The sequence below is a fragment of the Rhodoferax sp. GW821-FHT02C08 genome (assembly GCF_059421805.1).
The window spans coordinates 84,356-101,647 of record NZ_JBWKVR010000014.1 but is presented as its reverse complement, the minus strand read 5'-3'; the positions used below and the strand labels follow the sequence as shown (position 1 = coordinate 101,647).

General features: G+C 60.5%; 18 protein-coding genes. 15 read left to right on the top strand and 3 right to left on the bottom strand.

The features are described from left to right. Nucleotides 1-102 precede the first annotated feature (102 nt). From AC07VY_RS17425 to AC07VY_RS17405, 5 genes are read left to right on the top strand one after another with little or no spacing between them, the layout of a single operon-like run. Nucleotides 103-1,260, top strand: coding sequence for an EscU/YscU/HrcU family type III secretion system export apparatus switch protein (locus tag AC07VY_RS17425; RefSeq protein ID WP_495098492.1), 1,158 nt, complete (start codon nt 103-105; stop codon nt 1,258-1,260). After that, nucleotides 1,257-3,338: a flagellar biosynthesis protein FlhA gene (flhA, locus tag AC07VY_RS17420; protein ID WP_495098493.1), complete on the top strand. Its 2,082-nt coding sequence runs from the start codon at nt 1,257-1,259 to the stop codon at nt 3,336-3,338. Before AC07VY_RS17425 ends, flhA begins: the two co-directional genes overlap by 4 nt. Continuing rightward, entirely contained in the window at nt 3,335-4,783 is a 1,449-nt protein-coding gene (gene flhF, locus AC07VY_RS17415) for a flagellar biosynthesis GTPase FlhF (protein ID WP_495098494.1), read from the top strand. The genes flhA and flhF overlap by 4 nt, the downstream gene beginning before the upstream one ends. Further along, nucleotides 4,776-5,576 carry a P-loop NTPase family protein gene (locus AC07VY_RS17410; RefSeq protein ID WP_495098495.1) on the top strand — a complete coding sequence of 267 codons (801 nt, stop codon included), beginning with the start codon at nt 4,776-4,778 and terminating at the stop codon, nt 5,574-5,576. The genes flhF and AC07VY_RS17410 overlap by 8 nt, the downstream gene beginning before the upstream one ends. Next, the gene (locus AC07VY_RS17405; RefSeq protein ID WP_495098496.1) at nt 5,576-6,292 is read left to right on the top strand and encodes an RNA polymerase sigma factor FliA; all 717 of its coding nucleotides are present in this window, start codon (nt 5,576-5,578) and stop codon (nt 6,290-6,292) included. The genes AC07VY_RS17410 and AC07VY_RS17405 overlap by 1 nt, the downstream gene beginning before the upstream one ends. Nucleotides 6,293-6,369: 77 nt before the next feature. Here the strand turns inward: AC07VY_RS17405 and AC07VY_RS17400 are convergent, their stop codons facing one another. From AC07VY_RS17400 to flgA, 3 genes are all read right to left on the bottom strand, one after another. Further along, nucleotides 6,370-6,753, bottom strand: a complete 384-nt coding sequence (locus AC07VY_RS17400) for a hypothetical protein (RefSeq protein WP_495098497.1) — start codon at nt 6,751-6,753, stop codon at nt 6,370-6,372. Nucleotides 6,754-6,790: 37 nt separating this feature from the next. Then, nucleotides 6,791-7,117: a flagellar biosynthesis anti-sigma factor FlgM gene (gene flgM, locus AC07VY_RS17395; protein ID WP_495098498.1), complete on the bottom strand. Its 327-nt coding sequence runs from the start codon at nt 7,115-7,117 to the stop codon at nt 6,791-6,793. 108 nt (nt 7,118-7,225) lie between these two features. Further along, nucleotides 7,226-7,963, bottom strand: a complete 738-nt coding sequence (gene flgA / locus AC07VY_RS17390; RefSeq protein ID WP_495098499.1) for a flagellar basal body P-ring formation chaperone FlgA — start codon at nt 7,961-7,963, stop codon at nt 7,226-7,228. 222 nt (nt 7,964-8,185) lie between these two features. Here flgA and flgB point away from each other — a divergent pair, with 222 nt between their 5' ends. The 10 genes from flgB to flgK all read left to right on the top strand — a co-directional run bounded on the left by flgB (nt 8,186) and on the right by flgK (nt 17,280). Further along, entirely contained in the window at nt 8,186-8,599 is a 414-nt protein-coding gene (flgB, locus tag AC07VY_RS17385; RefSeq protein ID WP_495098500.1) for a flagellar basal body rod protein FlgB, read from the top strand. A gap of 27 nt (nt 8,600-8,626) precedes the next feature. Further along, nucleotides 8,627-9,031 carry a flagellar basal body rod protein FlgC gene (gene flgC, locus AC07VY_RS17380; protein WP_495098501.1) on the top strand — a complete coding sequence of 135 codons (405 nt, stop codon included), beginning with the start codon at nt 8,627-8,629 and terminating at the stop codon, nt 9,029-9,031. A 21-nt stretch (nt 9,032-9,052) separates the two neighbouring features. After that, entirely contained in the window at nt 9,053-9,712 is a 660-nt protein-coding gene (locus tag AC07VY_RS17375) for a flagellar hook assembly protein FlgD (protein ID WP_495098502.1), read from the top strand. Between the two features lie 38 nt (nt 9,713-9,750). Beyond that, on the top strand, nt 9,751-10,968 hold the full coding sequence (flgE, locus tag AC07VY_RS17370) for a flagellar hook protein FlgE (RefSeq protein ID WP_495098503.1): 1,218 nt from the start codon (nt 9,751-9,753) through the stop codon (nt 10,966-10,968). A 29-nt stretch (nt 10,969-10,997) separates the two neighbouring features. Further along, entirely contained in the window at nt 10,998-11,738 is a 741-nt protein-coding gene (flgF, locus tag AC07VY_RS17365) for a flagellar basal-body rod protein FlgF (protein ID WP_495098504.1), read from the top strand. A 27-nt stretch (nt 11,739-11,765) separates the two neighbouring features. Beyond that, nucleotides 11,766-12,548: a flagellar basal-body rod protein FlgG gene (flgG, locus tag AC07VY_RS17360; protein WP_495098505.1), complete on the top strand. Its 783-nt coding sequence runs from the start codon at nt 11,766-11,768 to the stop codon at nt 12,546-12,548. Nucleotides 12,549-12,569: 21 nt separating this feature from the next. Then, nucleotides 12,570-13,253 carry a flagellar basal body L-ring protein FlgH gene (locus tag AC07VY_RS17355; RefSeq protein ID WP_495098506.1) on the top strand — a complete coding sequence of 228 codons (684 nt, stop codon included), beginning with the start codon at nt 12,570-12,572 and terminating at the stop codon, nt 13,251-13,253. Nucleotides 13,254-13,367: 114 nt separating this feature from the next. After that, complete coding sequence (locus AC07VY_RS17350) at nt 13,368-14,465, top strand: flagellar basal body P-ring protein FlgI (RefSeq protein WP_495098585.1); 1,098 nt, start codon at nt 13,368-13,370, stop codon at nt 14,463-14,465. A gap of 52 nt (nt 14,466-14,517) precedes the next feature. Then, a complete protein-coding gene (gene flgJ / locus AC07VY_RS17345) occupies nt 14,518-15,372 on the top strand; it encodes a flagellar assembly peptidoglycan hydrolase FlgJ (RefSeq protein WP_495098507.1) in 855 nt (284 codons plus the stop codon). A 9-nt stretch (nt 15,373-15,381) separates the two neighbouring features. Further along, nucleotides 15,382-17,280: a flagellar hook-associated protein FlgK gene (flgK, locus tag AC07VY_RS17340; RefSeq protein ID WP_495098508.1), complete on the top strand. Its 1,899-nt coding sequence runs from the start codon at nt 15,382-15,384 to the stop codon at nt 17,278-17,280. The last annotated feature ends 12 nt before the right edge of the window (nt 17,281-17,292 follow it).

Here is a 17,292-nt window from a genome sequence, read left to right as displayed (position 1 = left end):
AGCCAAACTACCCGCGGGCAATTAAGCCACCTAAGGCCCGCTTATCAGGCTTTAGGTGGGAAACCGGATGCCGACAATGGGGTTTCGTAAAACCCCATTGCCATGGACTCATCCAGTCAAGACAAAAACCTACCGGCGACAGAGCGCAAGCTGCAGCAAGCGCGTAAGGACGGACAGGCGTCGCGCTCCAAGGATTTGTCGCACCTGGCCGTTCTGGGCACAGGTTCCGCCGCTGTTCTGGTGCTGGCCCCATCATTGCTGGAGCATTTGCAGCTCGCAATAGCCCAGCAACTGTCATTCAATGCCAGCACCCTGGCCAACAATGGCAGCATGGTGGACCGCTTGCAGGACATGGTCATGATAGGTATGGCCGCCAGCGCCGCATTTGCCGCCATCGTCATGGCTGCCGCCATAGGCAGCGCCATCGCCTCGGGTGGATGGATCGTCAGCCTGAAACCCCTGATGCCCGACTTCAATCGGCTCAATCCGATCTCCGGCCTGGGGCGCCTATTCTCCAAAGAACAGGTCACCGACATTCTGAAGCTGCTGGTCATTACCGCCATTTTGATTGCGGTGAGCTGGACTTACCTGAAAGACAGCCTGGAATCCGTGGGTCAGCTGATGCTGCAACCCAGCAGGCTGTCCATACAACAGCTGGCCAGCTGGATTAGTTCAGGTATGAGCATGCTGCTGCTGGTCGTTTTCGCTGTAGCCGTAATCGACGTGCCGCTACAGACCTTCCTGATGAAGTCCCGGCTGAAGATGTCGCACCAGGAAGTCAAACAAGAACACAAAGAGTCCGACGGTAACCCGCAGATGAAGGGCAAAATGCGCGCCCGTGCCCGGGAGATCGCCCAGCGCAGCAGCGTCAGTGCAGTCCCCAAGGCTGATTTCGTCGTGATGAACCCAACCCACTTTGCGGTTGCCCTGAAATACGACGAAAAGACCATGGCTGCACCGCAGGTCATCGCCAAGGGCGCGGACCTGGTGGCCATGAAGATACGGGACGTAGCCAATGCCCACGCCATTCCCGTGCTGCAGTCACCCATGCTGGCACGGGCTCTGTACGCGCATGCAGAAATAGACGGCGAAATTCCATCCACCCTATACACCGCAGTGGCCCAGGTACTGGCCTACGTGTACCGGGTGAAGGCCGCCATGCGTGGCGAAGGACAAATGCCGGACAGTTTCACCCAGCCCCATGTCCCCCCTGAGCTGGACCCGCTGAGCAAAACCATTCTGGCTGAGGCGACCACGTGAACCCGCAACTCCAGTCACTGCAGAAATGGTTCAACACCAATAAATCCCTGGTGCAAGGGGTTTCGGCCCCCATCATGGTGGTAACCATACTTGCCATGATGGTGCTGCCCATGCCCGCATGGCTGTTGGACACCTTCTTTACCATCAATATTGCCGTGGCACTGATGGTGATGATGGTTGCAGCCTACATGACGCGGCCATTGGACTTTGCGGCATTCCCCTCGGTGCTGCTGCTCACCACCTTGATGCGGCTGTCGCTCAACGTGGCATCCACCCGGGTGGTACTGCTCGAGGGCCACACCGGCGCAGGCGCAGCCGGCGCGGTGATCGAGGCCTTTGGGCACTTTCTGATCGGTGGCAACTTTGCGGTGGGCTTGATCGTGTTCGCCATCCTGGTGGTGATCAACTTTGTCGTTGTGACCAAGGGCTCCGAGCGTATTGCGGAAGTGTCCGCTCGCTTTACCCTGGACGCCATGCCCGGCAAGCAAATGGCCGTTGACGCCGACCTGAACGCAGGCTTGATCAACGAAAAAGAAGCCAAGCGCCGCCGCGCCGAAGTGGGCGAAGAAGCCGACTTCTTCGGCTCCATGGACGGTGCCTCCAAGTTTGTGCGCGGCGATGCCATCGCAGGCATTTTGATCTTGCTGATCAACATCGTAGGCGGCTTCACCATCGGCGTGCTGCAGCACGGACTGACCGCCTCCAAGGCAGCCGATACCTACATCTTGCTGGCCGTAGGCGATGCGCTGGTGGCGCAAATCCCTGGCCTGCTGATCTCCATTGCCGCAGCCATGGTGGTGTCGCGGGTGGGCAAGGACGATGACATCGGCAAGCAGATCATTCAACAGCTATTCGACTCGCCACGCGTACTGGGTATTACCGCGGGCATTCTGGCGTTCATGGGCATCATTCCCAATATGCCGCACACCGTCTTCCTGTCGATGGCGGCCGTGCTGGGCTACATGGCCTGGGCCATTGCCCATCGACCCGTCCCGCAAGACTCAACCTTGATCGTCGGCCCGCCTCCCACGGACGGCGAAGCCACCTGGGACGACCTGCAGCCGGTAGACCTGCTGGGTCTGGAGCTGGGCTATCGGCTCATCACTCTGGTAGATAAAACCCGCCCCGGCGACCTGCTGACCCGCATCAAGGGGGTCAGACGCAAATTCGCCCAAGAAGTGGGCTTCTTGCCACCGCCCGTACACGTCCGCGACAACCTGGAGCTCAAACCCAGCGCCTACCGCATCACTCTGCGTGGTGTGGTGGTGGGAGAAGGGGAAGCCTTCCCCGGCATGCACCTGGCGATCAACCCAGGCGGCATCACCACGCCGCTGATAGGCACAGCCACCACCGATCCGGCCTTTGGACTGCCCGCCCACTGGATCGACGAACGGCAAAAGGAAGCCGCACAAATGGCAGGTTTTACCGTGGTTGATTCGGAAACCGTGATGGCCACACATTTGTCACACTTGATGCAAGTGCAGGCGGCCCGGTTGCTAAGCCGCACAGAGACGCAGCAGCTGGTCGAACATGTCAGCAAACTGGCTCCCAAATTGATCGAAGAGGTGGTTCCCAAAATGGTGTCTATCGCCACGTTCCAGAAAGTCTTGCAGCTACTGCTGGAAGAGTCTGTGCACATCCGCGATATACGCACCATAGTCGAATGCCTGGCCGAACATGCCGGCAATACACAAGACCCGGCGGACTTGGCTCGCCGCGTGCGCATTGCGTTGTCGCCAGCGATCGTGCAACAGATCTACGGCCCTACCCGCGAGCTCAATGTCATCGCCATCGAACCAGGCCTGGAGCGCATGCTGGTGCAAGCCCTGGGCAACGCAGCCGGCCCGGCGCTGGACCCCGGTGTTGCCGACTTGCTGACCCGCAACGTGGCAGACGTCGCCATGCAACAAGAAGAGCTGGGTGTTCCCGCCTGCCTGCTGGTCCCGGACCAGATTCGCAATGCCATCTCCCGATTGGTCCGCCGCGTCGCCCCCCGCCTGCAGGTGCTGGCACACAGCGAAATTCCCGAAACACACACCATCCGCATTGGCCCGATTCTTAAAGGTGCACTGACATGAACATCCAACGCTTTCACGCCGCAACATCCCGCGAAGCATTGGCGAAGGCCCGTGCAGTCTTTGGGGACGGCACACTGATACTGTCGAACCGCCCCACACCCAACGGCGTGGAAGTAGTGGCAACCGCCGAAGACGCCTTGTCTGGATTGGACAAAGTGGCTGAGTCTTTAGGTCGGCCCGCCCAAATCCTGCCAGCTGCGGCCAACTCTGCCGCAACACAGGCCATGGCGCAAATCCCGGTACAGGAAGACACAGAACAGCTGGCAATGAGCACACTGTCGTTCCAAGACTATGTGCGCGAGCGCATGCTGCGCCGCCGGCATGAAACCGTCAGCGGCCCCAATGACGAGGGCTTGCCTCCAAAATCAATCCACCGCACGCAAATGGAGCCGCCCAAGCCAGCGGCAGCACCAGCACCGCGGGCCAACCACGCAGTCCCCCTGTCGACGCCTGCGTTCAGCAAGCCGAAAGCAACCCAGGCATCTGCCGTCATCAACTCCAAAGGCATCGTGGACGAACTGCAGTCCATGAAAGACCTGATTGAAGAGCGCTTCAACACCATGGCCTGGCTGGGCAAGGCCAACAGCGATCCAATCCAGTCGAACCTGATGTTGAAGCTCATCCGGGCTGGCTACTCGCCCACCCTGGCGCGAGCCGTCATTGAGCGCCTGCCCGAAGAAGCCACGGCCGCAGAAGCCGTTCGCTGGCTGATGGACGTACTGGAGCGCAATTTGCACACCGACGCAAGCGGCCAATCCATGGTGCAAGAAGGCGGCGTGTATGCACTGGTGGGCGCCACCGGTGTGGGCAAAACCACCACCGCAGCCAAGCTGGCCGCGCAATGCGTACGTATGTACGGCACCAACAGCGTTGGACTGATTACCCTCGACACCTACCGCATCGCCGCCCACGAGCAATTACGGGCATACGGACGCATGTTGGGAGTAGTCGCCCACCTGGCCCATGACCGCGCCGCACTGCAGGATCTGCTGGGCTTGCTGAGCAACAAAAAAATGGTGCTTATCGACACCACGGGATTGGCGCCCAGAGACCCGCGCAAGCGCGACATGCTGGACGTGCTGGACCTGCCCGGAGTCAACCGCTTGCTGGTGGTAAATGCCGGCGGCCATGGCGATACGCTGGACGAGGTACTCACCTCCTTCAAGACGCGCGGCATACAGCAAGCCATTCTGTCCAAGGTAGACGAAGCCGCCAAACTAGGCCCCGCACTGGACGCCATCATCCGCCACCAATTGGTGTTGCGCGGAGTGTGCAACGGCCAGCGCGTGCCGGAAGACTGGGAAGCAGCCGACGCCAAAAAGCTGGTGCGGGCATCCATGCGCTCGTCAAGCAAATCGGCATTCGATCCCAAGGCACTGGACTTGAACTTCTTCTTCTCGCCCGGCCAGTCCGAACCCGACCGCAAGGAACGGGTACATGCTTGAATCCTGCGCTGATCAGGGCGAAAGCTTGCGGCGATGGACGCCCAAGGCCGCTTGGAGCGTGATCGCCATGGTCAGCCAGGGAGATGCGTCCACCGAACTGCCGCTACTGTGGCAAGTTTGTGGCGCCTTGCAAGAGTTGCAATACCGCGTAACCGTGCTGGACGCCACCACCCAGGAATCGGAAGACAACCCTGGTTTACAGAACCTGTTGGATAGCGCACACTGGCTGGAGGACGCACCGGCTCCCAGTTTGCCGCTGCACATCGTGCCAGCCCGGCTAGGGTTGAGTCGCCTGGCACAGCTTGCCAGCCAGGAACACCCCATGCCTTTGCAGCCATTGGGCCACTTGTTTAGAAACTGCGACGTCGTCGTACTGTATGGGGCGGCCCCCTTACTGACTGCGCTGCTGATAAATAGCGAGGTGCGCCCCCTGCTGGCAGTCACTTCGCTGCGAGAATCCGTGCTGGAAGCCTATAAAAATATCAAGAATCTGTTGCTGCAAGCGCGGCTGTTACCCATTATTGTGCCGGTCATCACCTCTCCTATACAACGCGCCGAAAACCTGGCAAGAACCACGGGCCGGGTACTGCAGAAATGCGCCCAGATATACCTGGGCTGCAATACCGAATTCATGACGGTGCGCTCCTTCCAGCAACATAAACCCGTATGGGACGATGTGCATAGCCTCGTACTGCGTCTCATGGCCAATGCCGCCCCGGTCGTGCAAGGTTTGTCCATGGCACCGCGCAACAAACCATGGGTTTCAGGCACCTCCGTCATGGGAGCCCACTGATGTATACCGCCAAAGGCCACATGGACCGCGAACACATGATTCGCCAGTATGTGCCCCTGGTTCGGCGGCTGGCGCACCACATGATCGCCAAGTTGCCACCGAATATCGAGCTCGACGACCTGATACAGGTCGGCATGATCGGCCTGTCTGAAGCCTTGACCCGCTACGAAGTCGCCCAGGGCGTGCAGTTTGAGACCTTCGCCACGCAACGCATACGCGGAGCCATGATTGATGAACTGCGCGACAGCGACTGGATGTCGCGTGGATCGCGCAAAAGCCAGAAAGACATAGAACGGGCCGTTCAAAAGCTGGAACAAAGGCTGGGGCGCGGCCCCATGGAATCCGAAATTGCGGCCGAGCTCGAACTCTCGCTGCCCGAATACCAAAGCCTGCTGGGCAAGGTACGCGGCACCCAACTGGTCTATTTGGAGGACATGACCGGCGGGGGTGATGACGAAGCCAGCTTCCTGGACCGCCATGTAGCCGATGAAACAGCAGACCCGCTGCACTTGTTGCGCGATCACCGACTGCGCGAATCGCTGGTGGAAGCCATCAAGACCTTACCCGAACGCGAGCAATACATCATGAGCATGTATTACGAAAGCGATCTGAATTTGAAGGAAATCGCAGCAGTGCTGGAGATCACGGAGTCTCGCGTCTGCCAACTGCATAGCCAGTCAATTGCCCGCCTACGGGCCAAAATGCGCAGCCACTAACGCTGACTTGACTATCTAGGCCCCATTAAAAAAGCCGCTCCTGATGGGGCGGCTTTTTTAATGGACGCAAGAAGCACTCAGGTTGCCATGGCCGCATATATACGGGCCGCACCACCTCGGTAAGTTGATGCCTTTGCGCCGTTGCCATAGGTCTGCGCTTGTGCTGCCTGGGGTAACACCGCAGCCAAAGCTCGGTCCACCACCACGGCCCGGCGCAATAAATTAGAGCGCTGCTGGGACAACGTGAGCGAAACCCGCGCCAACCGCTGACGCAGCATCTGATCCAGACGGGCTGAAGCTGCAGGGCCTTGCAACAAACCTGACAGCCCCACCACTGCCTGCCTCAATGCAGAACTGGCGGACTCCAAAACCAGAGGCTCGCCAGACAACAAGGCAGCCGAAACATCTTCCAGCAATTGTTCAACCTGGGACAAACTGTTTTCCAGACGGGATGCAAACATGGTTATTGCCCCAGATGAAAAGACAGCGAATAAGCGCTTACTTGGAGGTGACGCTGAGCATTTCCTGGGCATTGGAGAGCAATTTGTCTGCAATCGCCTCCGGATCGACCTTGAAAGTCCCGTTCTTGATGGCAGCCCGCAATTCGGCCACCTTCTTGCTGTCGAAGTCGGAACTCACGCCGCGGTCGGCTGTTTCCAGGGTGCGAGCCAAGGTGGAAACGGACACGGATGCGCCTGTCGAGGGCGCCGTCTGGGCGCTCTGCTGCGCAATGCTGGCGGGCGCAGCGCTTTTGTCCTGCTCGGCCTTTTTGAGGCTGGCAGAACCAACCGCTCCCGGTAGCTCTTGTCCTGTTCCAATTTTCATCACACTCTCCAACCGCCTCAAACGTGAAGCATCGTAGCAATGGTTTCGGCAGAATCCGCATTATCTTTAGCCCTAAAAACAGTAGTCGGCGTAAAAAAGCTGATCTTGTTACATTTCAATCCGAACGGTACGGGCGTCCAGCACCATTCCAGACATCACCCGCCCACTATCCATCCGCACGCGGGCCACCTGACCCACCACACCGGCTGTCATGGCCTGGCCATCCGAAGTCACCTGAAAGCCCGCGCCTTGGGCCAAAACCCGGATTTGTGTACCTGCCTGGAACACCTGGGCCGGCTTCAGCATGGATTGGCGTATTACCTGCCCTGCACCCCAAGAGCGCGTTGCGATCTGACCCACCCACTGTTCAGGCAGGGCAGCAACCGGCGAAACATCGTCCGCCCAGTCCACCTCTGCAGCCATGGCGTCGGCCATCGTCAGCACGGCGCCCGCATTGACATTCGATTTTGCGATCCAGGCCGGGCCGAAAGCCTTCACGGTCACCGGCAAAAAAACATTCCAGCGGGTCACCCCGTCCAGACAGCGCAAGCCTATGCGACTTTTACCCCATAGACGGGTACCGGCTGGGAGGTAAGGCTCCACCTTGGCGCACGGAGCCAAACGCAAGCGCGTATCCAGCGCCCCCACGACCACTTCCATGCGCAACGACGTACCGCCCCCGGACACATCGCTTGGCACCTGGGCCACGGCAGACTCGGCCCAGCGCTGCCCCACGCTCAGCACCTCCGATTCCACCTGGGCATAAGCCCCTGCAGACCACAACAAGGCCGCCACAGCGGCGCCAACGCCACGGCGCACGCCCACCAGAGAAGAAAGAAACTGCATAACACCTCCATGCCCCGACTGGCTTCACGCGGAACACCATGCCGATTCGGTCCGCAACTTGCGGAACTATAGGCAAACACACCCAAAGACAAAGCCGGGAACTGGCCAGAAATCACCCGCTTCTTCCAGGGCTCAAAAGACTCAAGTTTTCTCATAATTTGCCCAACGCGAGAGCCGGGATGGCACCGGATGTCTCGCTTTAGCGAAAACGCGAGGTGTCGCATGTTGGACAAAATGGTGGGTGGGCTTGATTTCCAGAGCAAGGCATTGGTGCTGCGCGCTGAGCGCCAGCGCGCCATCGCCAGCAATATCGCCAACGTAGATACCCCTGGCTATGTAGCGCGCGACTTCAAGTTCAAAGACGCCATGGAGGCAGCCACATCCAGCTCCAGCCTGGTTACTGGCAACAAGACCAACGCCAGGCATATGGACATGCCGGAATTGAGCGACAGCACCATTGGAGGCGGCCAGAAACTGGGCTATAGCGTGCAAAGCCAACCCAATCTGGACAACAACACGGTGGACTTGGACCGCGAACGGGCCAACTTTGTGGACAACTCGGTCCGCTATGAAGCCACGCTGCGCTTTATCAACGGGCAGGCCAAAACCATGCTCAGCGCCATCACGGGGCAATAAGCCCAGGCCGATTCCAAGGAGTGACGCATGTCCATGTTTTCCATATTCAATGTCTCTGGCAGCGCCATCAGCGCCCAGTCGCAGCGCCTTAATGTGGTGGCCAGCAATCTGGCCAACGTTGATGCGGTGGCCGGGCCAGACCAACAGCCCTACAAGGCGCGCCAGGTGGTGTTCCAAACCACGCTGATGGGCGCCGAAAGCGCCGCGGGCGTCAAGGTAAAAGAGATCACGGAAAGCCAGCAACCCGGCCGCAAGGTGTTGGACCCGACCAGCCCCATGGCCGATGCCGACGGCTATGTCACCCACTCCAACGTGAACGCCGTGGACGAAATGGTGAACATGATTTCCGCTTCGCGCTCGTACCAGAACAACGTTGAAGTCATGAACACGGCCAAAACCCTGCTGCTCAAAACGCTGCAGATGGGTCAATAATTTTTTACAGGGAATCCAGCCATGGCCGTCGATTACTCCGCCATCAACGCCGTCAGCAGCTCCATCGCAGGCACATCCACGTCCAGCAGCAACAGCACGACGGCAGCAGCCTCCGAAGACCGGTTCCTGAAACTGCTGGTCGCCCAGCTGAACAACCAGGACCCCATGAACCCCATGGACAACGCGCAGATGACCAGTCAACTGGCGCAGATCAACACCGTGTCGGGCATACAGACGCTGAACGACACCATGAAAAGCATGGCCACGCAAATCGCGGCACTGCAATCCCTGCAGGGCAGTTCCACCATTGGCCATGACGTGCTCACCGAAGGCTCCACACTGGACATCGTGGATGGGGTTGGCAAAGGCTCGTTCGATCTGAGCTCCAACGCCGATGCGGTAAAGGTGGAAGTCAGCACCGCCGGTGGAACCGTGCTGGGAACCGTCAACCTGGGCGCCCAGGAAAAGGGCCGCCAAGCCTTCACCTGGGATGCCTCGTCCTACACCGGCACCGGCGATCTGAGCTTCAAAGTCACGGCCACCAATGGCGGAACTGCCGTTACCACGACCTCCCTGCAACGCAACAAGGTGGTGGCCGTCAGCAATGACAACAACGTTCTGAATCTGCAATTGCAGAACGGATCGTCGGTGGCCTACGCCGACGTCAAAGCCATTCTGTAAATCCAGCCCCTCTCTCACCGTACTTTCAGGAGCACTCCATGAGCTTTCAACAAGGCCTTTCCGGCTTGAACGCCTCCAGCCAAAACCTGGACGTGATTGGCCACAACATTGCCAACGCCAACACCACCGGCATGAAAGCCTCGCGCGCCGAGTTTGCCGAGCTGTATGCCTCGTCCCTGGGCAGTACCGGAGGTGTGAGCAAGGGCCTTGGGGTGGAAGTACAAACCATCTCACAGCAATTTACCCAAGGCAACATCAGCGTCACCGGCAATTCGCTGGACGTGGCCATTAACGGCAATGGCTTCTTCCAGCTGCAACTGACCGACGGCAGTACGGCTTATGGTCGGGACGGCGCATTCAAGCTGAATAAATCCGGTGAAATCATCACCAATGATGGCGCCCACCTCTTGGGACTCACCGCCGCCGCCGATGGCACCATTCCAACCGGCGGCGCCGTCGGTCCCTTGACGCTGCCCACCGGAGGCGAGATCCCAGCAGTCGCCACCTCGGCGGTCACCCTGGGCTTCAACCTCGACGCGTCGGCCGCCGTAGCTACCGGAGGACCACCACCCACAGCACTGGTTCCAGTGCTGGAAACCTACGGCACCTCCATTACCACCTACAACGCACAGGGCACAGAAATCCCAGTGAGCGTGTATTTCACCAAGACGGCAGCCAACACCTGGGAGGTCTACGCCAGCGTGGACGGTGGCACCGTCACCGACCAAGGCACGCTAACCTATGACGTGAACGGCAACCCAATCTCACCCAGTTTGACCAGCCTCACGCTGCCCACCGCCACCGGTGGCACCGTGACTGCCACACTGGACGCCAGCGCATCCACCCAATACGGCTCCAAATTCGCGGTGAATACCGCCACCCAGGATGGCCAGGCCCCCGGCACGCTGACCGCGATCACCATCGACGCCAGCGGTATCGTCCAGGGCACCTACTCCAACGGTAAGTCGCTGGCGGCGGGGCAAATCCAGCTGGCCACCTTCACCAATGTGCAGGGCCTGGCGCCGATTGGCAGCAATTTCTGGCGCGCCACTCCGTCTAGCGGCGACCCATCGGCCAAAGGTGTACCCGGCAGCGGCAACCTGGGCTCCCTGCGCGCCGGCGCACTGGAAGACTCCAACGTAGACCTGACCAAAGAGCTGGTCAACATGATGACCGCCCAGCGCGCCTACCAGGCCAATGCACAAACCATCAAGACCCAGGACCAGGTGATGTCCACCTTGGTGAACCTGCGTTAATAAGCTGGCCTGCCTGAGGACGCCCCGCCATGGACCACATCATTTACACCGCGATGACAGGTGCCAACACCGCGTCGAACCGACAAGCGGTGCTGGCCAACAACCTGGCCAACGTGTCCACCAACGGCTTTCGGGCAGAGCTGGCAACATTCCGCTCGGTACCCTTGAACGGCCCCGGCTCCAGCACCCGCGTCTTCGCTCTGGAAACCACCACTGGCCACTCGGAACTGCCTGGCCCGGTACAGCGCACCGGCCGCAACCTGGATGCCATGGCCCAAGGCAATGCCTGGTTTGCCGTGCAAGGCCTGGACGGTACCGAGGCCTACACCCGCTCCGGCGTGTTTGAGATTTCCCCTACCAGCACCCTGGTCACACCGACCGGTCTGCCCGTGCTGTCCGACGGTGGCTCCCCCATCGACGTACCCAATGGCGCAGAAATCACCCTGGGCAGCGATGGCACCATCAGCGCCAAGGTGGCTGGGCAAGCGCCCACCAACCTGGGTCGCCTGAAGATGGTGACCCCTACCACCGACGACCCACTCAAACGGGGCGACGACGGCCTGTTTCGTGCCACCTCCGGCGACCCCTTGCCCCAGGACGGCACGGCCAAACTACTGGCCGGCGCCATAGAAGGCTCCAACGTCAATGCCGTGGAAACCATGGTCGGCATGATCCAAGTGGCACGCCAGTTCGAGACCCAGATGCGCTTGCTGCAAACCGCCGAAACCAATGACAAGAGCGCCAGCCAGCTGCTGAACGTACAGGGCTGAAATGCCCGCTAAAGAGAAAGAACTGCCATGATCAACTCCCTGTGGATCGCCAAGACCGGCATGGAAGCCCAGCAAACCCAGCTGGACGTCATCTCGCACAACCTGGCCAACTCCTCCACCACGGGCTACAAACGTGCCAACGCGGTTTTTGAAGATCTGATCTACCAGAACCTGCGCCAGGTCGGAGCCAACAGCACGGAACAAAACCAGCTGCCCACCGGTCTGCATCTGGGCCTGGGTGTGCGCACGGTGTCCACCACCCGTTCGTTCGCGCAGGGTAGCCTGCAGCAAACCGGCAACACCCTGGACGTAGCGATCAACGGCAACGGCTTCTTCCAGGTCAACCAGTCGGATGGCACCATAGGCTATACCCGCGATGGCTCCTTTCAGGTCGATTCACAAGGCCGCCTGGTCACGGCCGAAGGTCTGACAGTAGCCAGCGGCGTGACCATTCCGGTCAACACCCAAAGCGTCACCATCAGCACCGACGGCTCGGTGACCGTCATGCTGGCCGGCAATGCCACGCCGCAGCCTGCAGGCAATATCACGATGGCCAACTTCATCAACCCGGCTGGCCTGGAGCCCAAGGGCGGCAATTTGTACATCGAAACCGCTGCCTCGGGCCAACCCACCACCGGCACCCCCGGCGTCAGCGGCATGGGCGTGATCAAGCAAGGCTTCGTAGAAAGCTCGAACGTGAACATGGTGCAGGAACTGGTCACCATGATCCAGACCCAGCGCGCCTACGAGATGAACTCCAAGGCCGTGCAAACCTCCGACCAGATGTTGCAAAAGCTGGCGCAGCTCTAAAACTGCGCGAGGAGTTTCACCATGCGTATCCCCTTGACTGCCGCTATCGCACTGGGCCTGCTTTGCACCGGCTGCGCAACCATACACAACTCGCCCAAGGTCGATTTCGCCGAAGCAACCACTCCGCGCGCCATTCCCACCATGTCGCCGGAATCCACGGGCCCGGCCACAGGCAGCCTGTTTTCTACCAACCGCTACCGGCCCGGTTTCGAAGACCGCCGCCCCCGCATGGTTGGCGATACGCTGACGATCCAGATCGTGGAAAACGTCACGGCCAGCCAAACCTCCACCTCCACCATTGACCGCAAGGACACCCTGGCCTCCAGCGTAACGGCACTGCCGTTTACCGGTACCGGCATGCTGGGCAAACTGGGCGTAGGCGCAGATTCGTCCAATGCGTTCTCCGGCAAGGGAGGCACCAGCAGCGCCAACACCTTTACCGGCTCCATTACTGCCACCGTGGTCCAGGTTCTACCCAACGGCCACCTGGTCGTGGCCGGCGAGAAGCAGATCGGCGTCAACGAAAACGTGGACGTTCTGCGCTTCACAGGCACGGTGGACCCGCGCTCCGTCCAACCAGGCAGCATCGTCAGCTCGGCGGCGGTCGCGAATACACGCATTGAATCCAAGGGCCGTGGCGCACAAGGCGAAGCCCAGGCATTAGGCTGGTTGTCCCGGTTCTTTTTGAACGTTCTGCCTTTCTGATGCGCCGGAAAATAGTGCTAAAGGTTTAGCCAAATCGGCCGAACCACTCTGTAGAACAGGTTGTTCGCCATGCATTTCTTCCGCCGCCAGCCAGCACGCCGTGTTTCGACATGGATGGCAGCGCTATGCATGGCCGTCGGCATGCTGGCAGCCCTGCCGGCCCAGGCTTTGCGCATCAAGGAACTGGCCGAAGTCCAAGGCGTGCGCAGCAACCAGTTGACTGGCTATGGCCTGGTTGTGGGTCTGGACGGCACCGGCGACCAGACCACCCAGATGCCCTATACCACCCAGAGCCTGGGCAGCTATCTGCAGCAAATGGGCATCACCCTGCCCGCCAGCCTGACCTCGTCGCTGCAGCTGAAGAACGTGGCGGCGGTCATTGTCACAGCCCAATTGCCCGCATTCGCCCAACCAGGCCAGAAAATTGACATCAACGTCGCCTCCATGGGCAATGCCAAGTCGCTCAAAGGTGGACTGCTGATTGCCACCCCCCTGCGCGGTGCAGACGGTGAAATCTACGCCATGGCCCAAGGCAATATGGTGGTGGCGGGCGCTGGCGCAGCCGCTGGCGGCAGCAAGGTCCAGATCAACCACCTCAGCGCAGGTCGCATCCCCGAAGGCGCCCAGGTGGAACGCAGCGTTCCCACACCTTTGCAAGACGGTGACTTCATCACCCTGGGCCTGAACTCATCCGACTTCCAGACCGCCCGCCGGGTCGCAGAAGCCATCAACAGCAAGCTGGGCCGCGGCCTGGCGAATGCACTGGATGGCCGCACCATCCGTGTGCGCGCCCCGAACGACCCGAACTCCCGCGTGAACTTCCTGGCCGACCTGGAAGAGCTACCGCTGGAGGCCTCGGCACCAGCCGCCAAGGTGGTCATAAATTCGCGCACCGGCTCCATCGTGCTGAACCAGTCGGTCACGCTAGGCCCTTGCGCCATCGCCCACGGCAACCTGTCCATCAGCATCAGCACCACACCGTCGGTCAGCCAGCCCAATCCGCTGTCCCAAGGCCAAACCGTGGTGACCGAAAAAAGCAATATCCAGATCAAGCAGGAACCTGGCATCCTGATACAGGTACCGCCCTCCCCCCAGTTGGCGGACGTGGTGCGCGCCCTGAACGCCCTGGGCGCTACGCCGCAGGACCTGCTGGCCATTTTGCAAGCCATCAAGGCCGCGGGCGCATTGAATGCGGAGCTGGAGGTCATATGACCCACATGACCTCCCTCAGGCTTCGCAGCGTTTAAGACGATGAAAGGTTGATATGTCCATCCAGCAGACATCATCCGTCGCAACCAACTCGCTCGCCGCAGACGCGAAGTCGCTGAATGCGCTGAAACTGCAAGCGGGAAAGGACAGCCCGGCGGCCATCAAGGAAACTGCCAAGCAGCTGGAATCCCTGTTCATGCGCGAGCTGATCAAAAGCATGCGCGAAGCGACCACCAAGTCCGGCATGATGGACAGCGCTGGAGAAAGCCTTGGCACCGATCTGCTGGATCAGCAGTTCTCGGTCATGATGTCCGGCCAACCCGGTGGTATCTCGGCGGCCATCGAACGCCAGCTGTCACGCCAGACCGTGCCCAGCGACAGCTCAGAGTTCAAGATGGGCCCCGCACCCAGCCCCGCTCCCGCCAAACCAGCCACCATCAGCCAAACAGAGTTTGTGGAAAAACACAACACTGCCGCCTCCGTGGTGGAGCAGGCCACCGGCATCCCCGCCAGCTATATGCTGGGCCAGGCCGGCCATGAAACCGGCTGGGGCAAACATGAAATCAAGAACGCCGACGGCACCACCTCGTTCAACCTGTTCGGCATCAAGGCTGGTGCCGGCTGGACCGGCAAGACCGCCACCGTCACTACCACCGAGGTCGTGAACGGCGAAGTGCGCAAGGTCAAGGCCAAGTTCCGCGCCTACGACTCATACCAAGACTCGTTCCGCGATTACGCCAAGCTCATCAACGACAACCCGCGCTACGCCCAGGCTCGCCAGCAAACCGGCTCTGCCCAGGCCTATGCCACCGAGCTCAAGCGCGCCGGCTATGCCACCGACCCCGACTACGCTGCCAAGCTGAACCGGGCCATCAGCACCACGCAGCAGCTGCGTCGGGCCTACGCATAAGAGAGCACCATGGCTGACCTTCTCAATCTCGGGGCGCGTGCGCTGGTTGTTAATGCATCCGCGTTGCAAACTATTGGCAACAATATCGCTAACGCCAATACGGTTGGCTATTCACGCCAGTCCGTGGTGCTCCAGACGGTCGAAGGCCAGTTTACGGGTGGTGGCTATATCGGCCAAGGCGTTGACCTGGCTACGATCCAACGTAACCACGACGAATACCTGACGCGCCAAGCGGCCCTATCCAAGTCGGTCACGGCATCTGACGTGTCCCGCGCCAACAAGCTGCTGCTCATGGAAAACGTCTTTACCGGTGGAACCAATGGCCTGGGCGCTGCGGTCAACGACATGCTGAACGCCTACTCTGACGTGGCCAGCGCGCCGACTGACCTGACCGCGCGCACCGTGGTGCTGAGTCGCACCAACGAGGCCGCCGCCCGCTTCAATGACGCTGCATCACAGCTGGACAATATCCAGAGCGGCCTTACCACCGAGCTACAGGACAAGATCACACAGATCAACACCCTGACCACCAATATCGCCGCAGTCAACGGCCAGATCCAGCGCGCCAAAGGCACAGGCCAATCGCCCAATGACTTGCTGGACAAGCGCGACAACCTGATCAACCAGCTCAACCAGTATGTACAAACCAGCCAGATCGAGGCCGACGACGGCACCGTCACGGTGCTGGCCTCCGGCAGCCAGCCGCTGGTGCTGGGCACGACCGCGGCCACCCTGAAGGTGCAGGCCGATCCGCAGGACGCCTCACGCAGCCAGGTCGCCATCGTGCGCGGCAATTCCTCCGTGGTGATGGACGAGAACATGATGGGTGGCGGCGAAATAGCCGGCCTGCTGAAATTCCAGAACACCGACCTGGCCGAGGGGAAAAACCTGCTGGGGCGCCTGGCGGTCAGCATCACCACGGTCGCCAACGCGCAGCACCAACTGGGGCTGGACCTGGACGGCAACGCGGGTGGAAATCTGTTCAGTCCCGTCTCCATGTCCAACGGCGCTGCCGCAACAGCCAACACAGGCAGCGGCACAATTGCCCTGGCGGTAGACCCTGCCAACGTAGCCAAGCTGCAGGCATCCGACTACGTGGTGACCTACTCCTCCAGCAGCACATTTACAGTCACACGCACGTCCGACAACACCGTCATCACCCCCGATGCCACCACCGGCAGCTATGACGGCCTGATGCTGACCATGGGCGGCACCGCCAACGCCGGCGACAGCTTCTTGCTGCAACCCTATAACACCGCAGCCAGCAAGATCACGGCCGCCTTCTCCTCGCCGCGCCAACTGGCCGTCTCCAGCCCGGTGCAGGCCAGCATGGGCACCACCAATACCGGCAGCCTGTCGGTGGCCAGTCTTGCGGCCAAGTCTGTGCCCATCCCCGCAGCCGTCACGCTGACCTTCACGGGGACCAACACCTATACGCGCTCGGACGTGGCCGGCACCTTCACCTACAGTCCGGGTACGGCGATTCCGGCCGACACCACCAACGCGGCAACCGGCTGGTCGCTGACCATGGCAGGCGTCGCCCAGGCTGGCGACACCGTGACCCTGGGGCCGGCCAACACCAGCTTCGCCCAGCTCAATGCCGGCAATGCCGACGCCATGCTGGACCTGCGTGACCTACAGTTGTTCGACGGCGCCAAGCTGGCCGATGGCTATGCCGCGCTGATGTCGCAGGTTGGCGTCAAAGTGCAAAGCGTGCAGTACACCGCCGACGTGTCCAAATCGATCTCCGACAACCTGGAGACATCGCGTACCGGCGTTTCCGGCGTGAACCTGGACGAAGAAGCCGCCCGCCTGCTGCAATACCAGCAGGCCTACCAGGCATCGGCCAAGATGATCCAGATCTCGCAGAGCGTTTTCGACAGCATGCTGCAAAGCATTGGCCATTGATCCCGAGGAGAG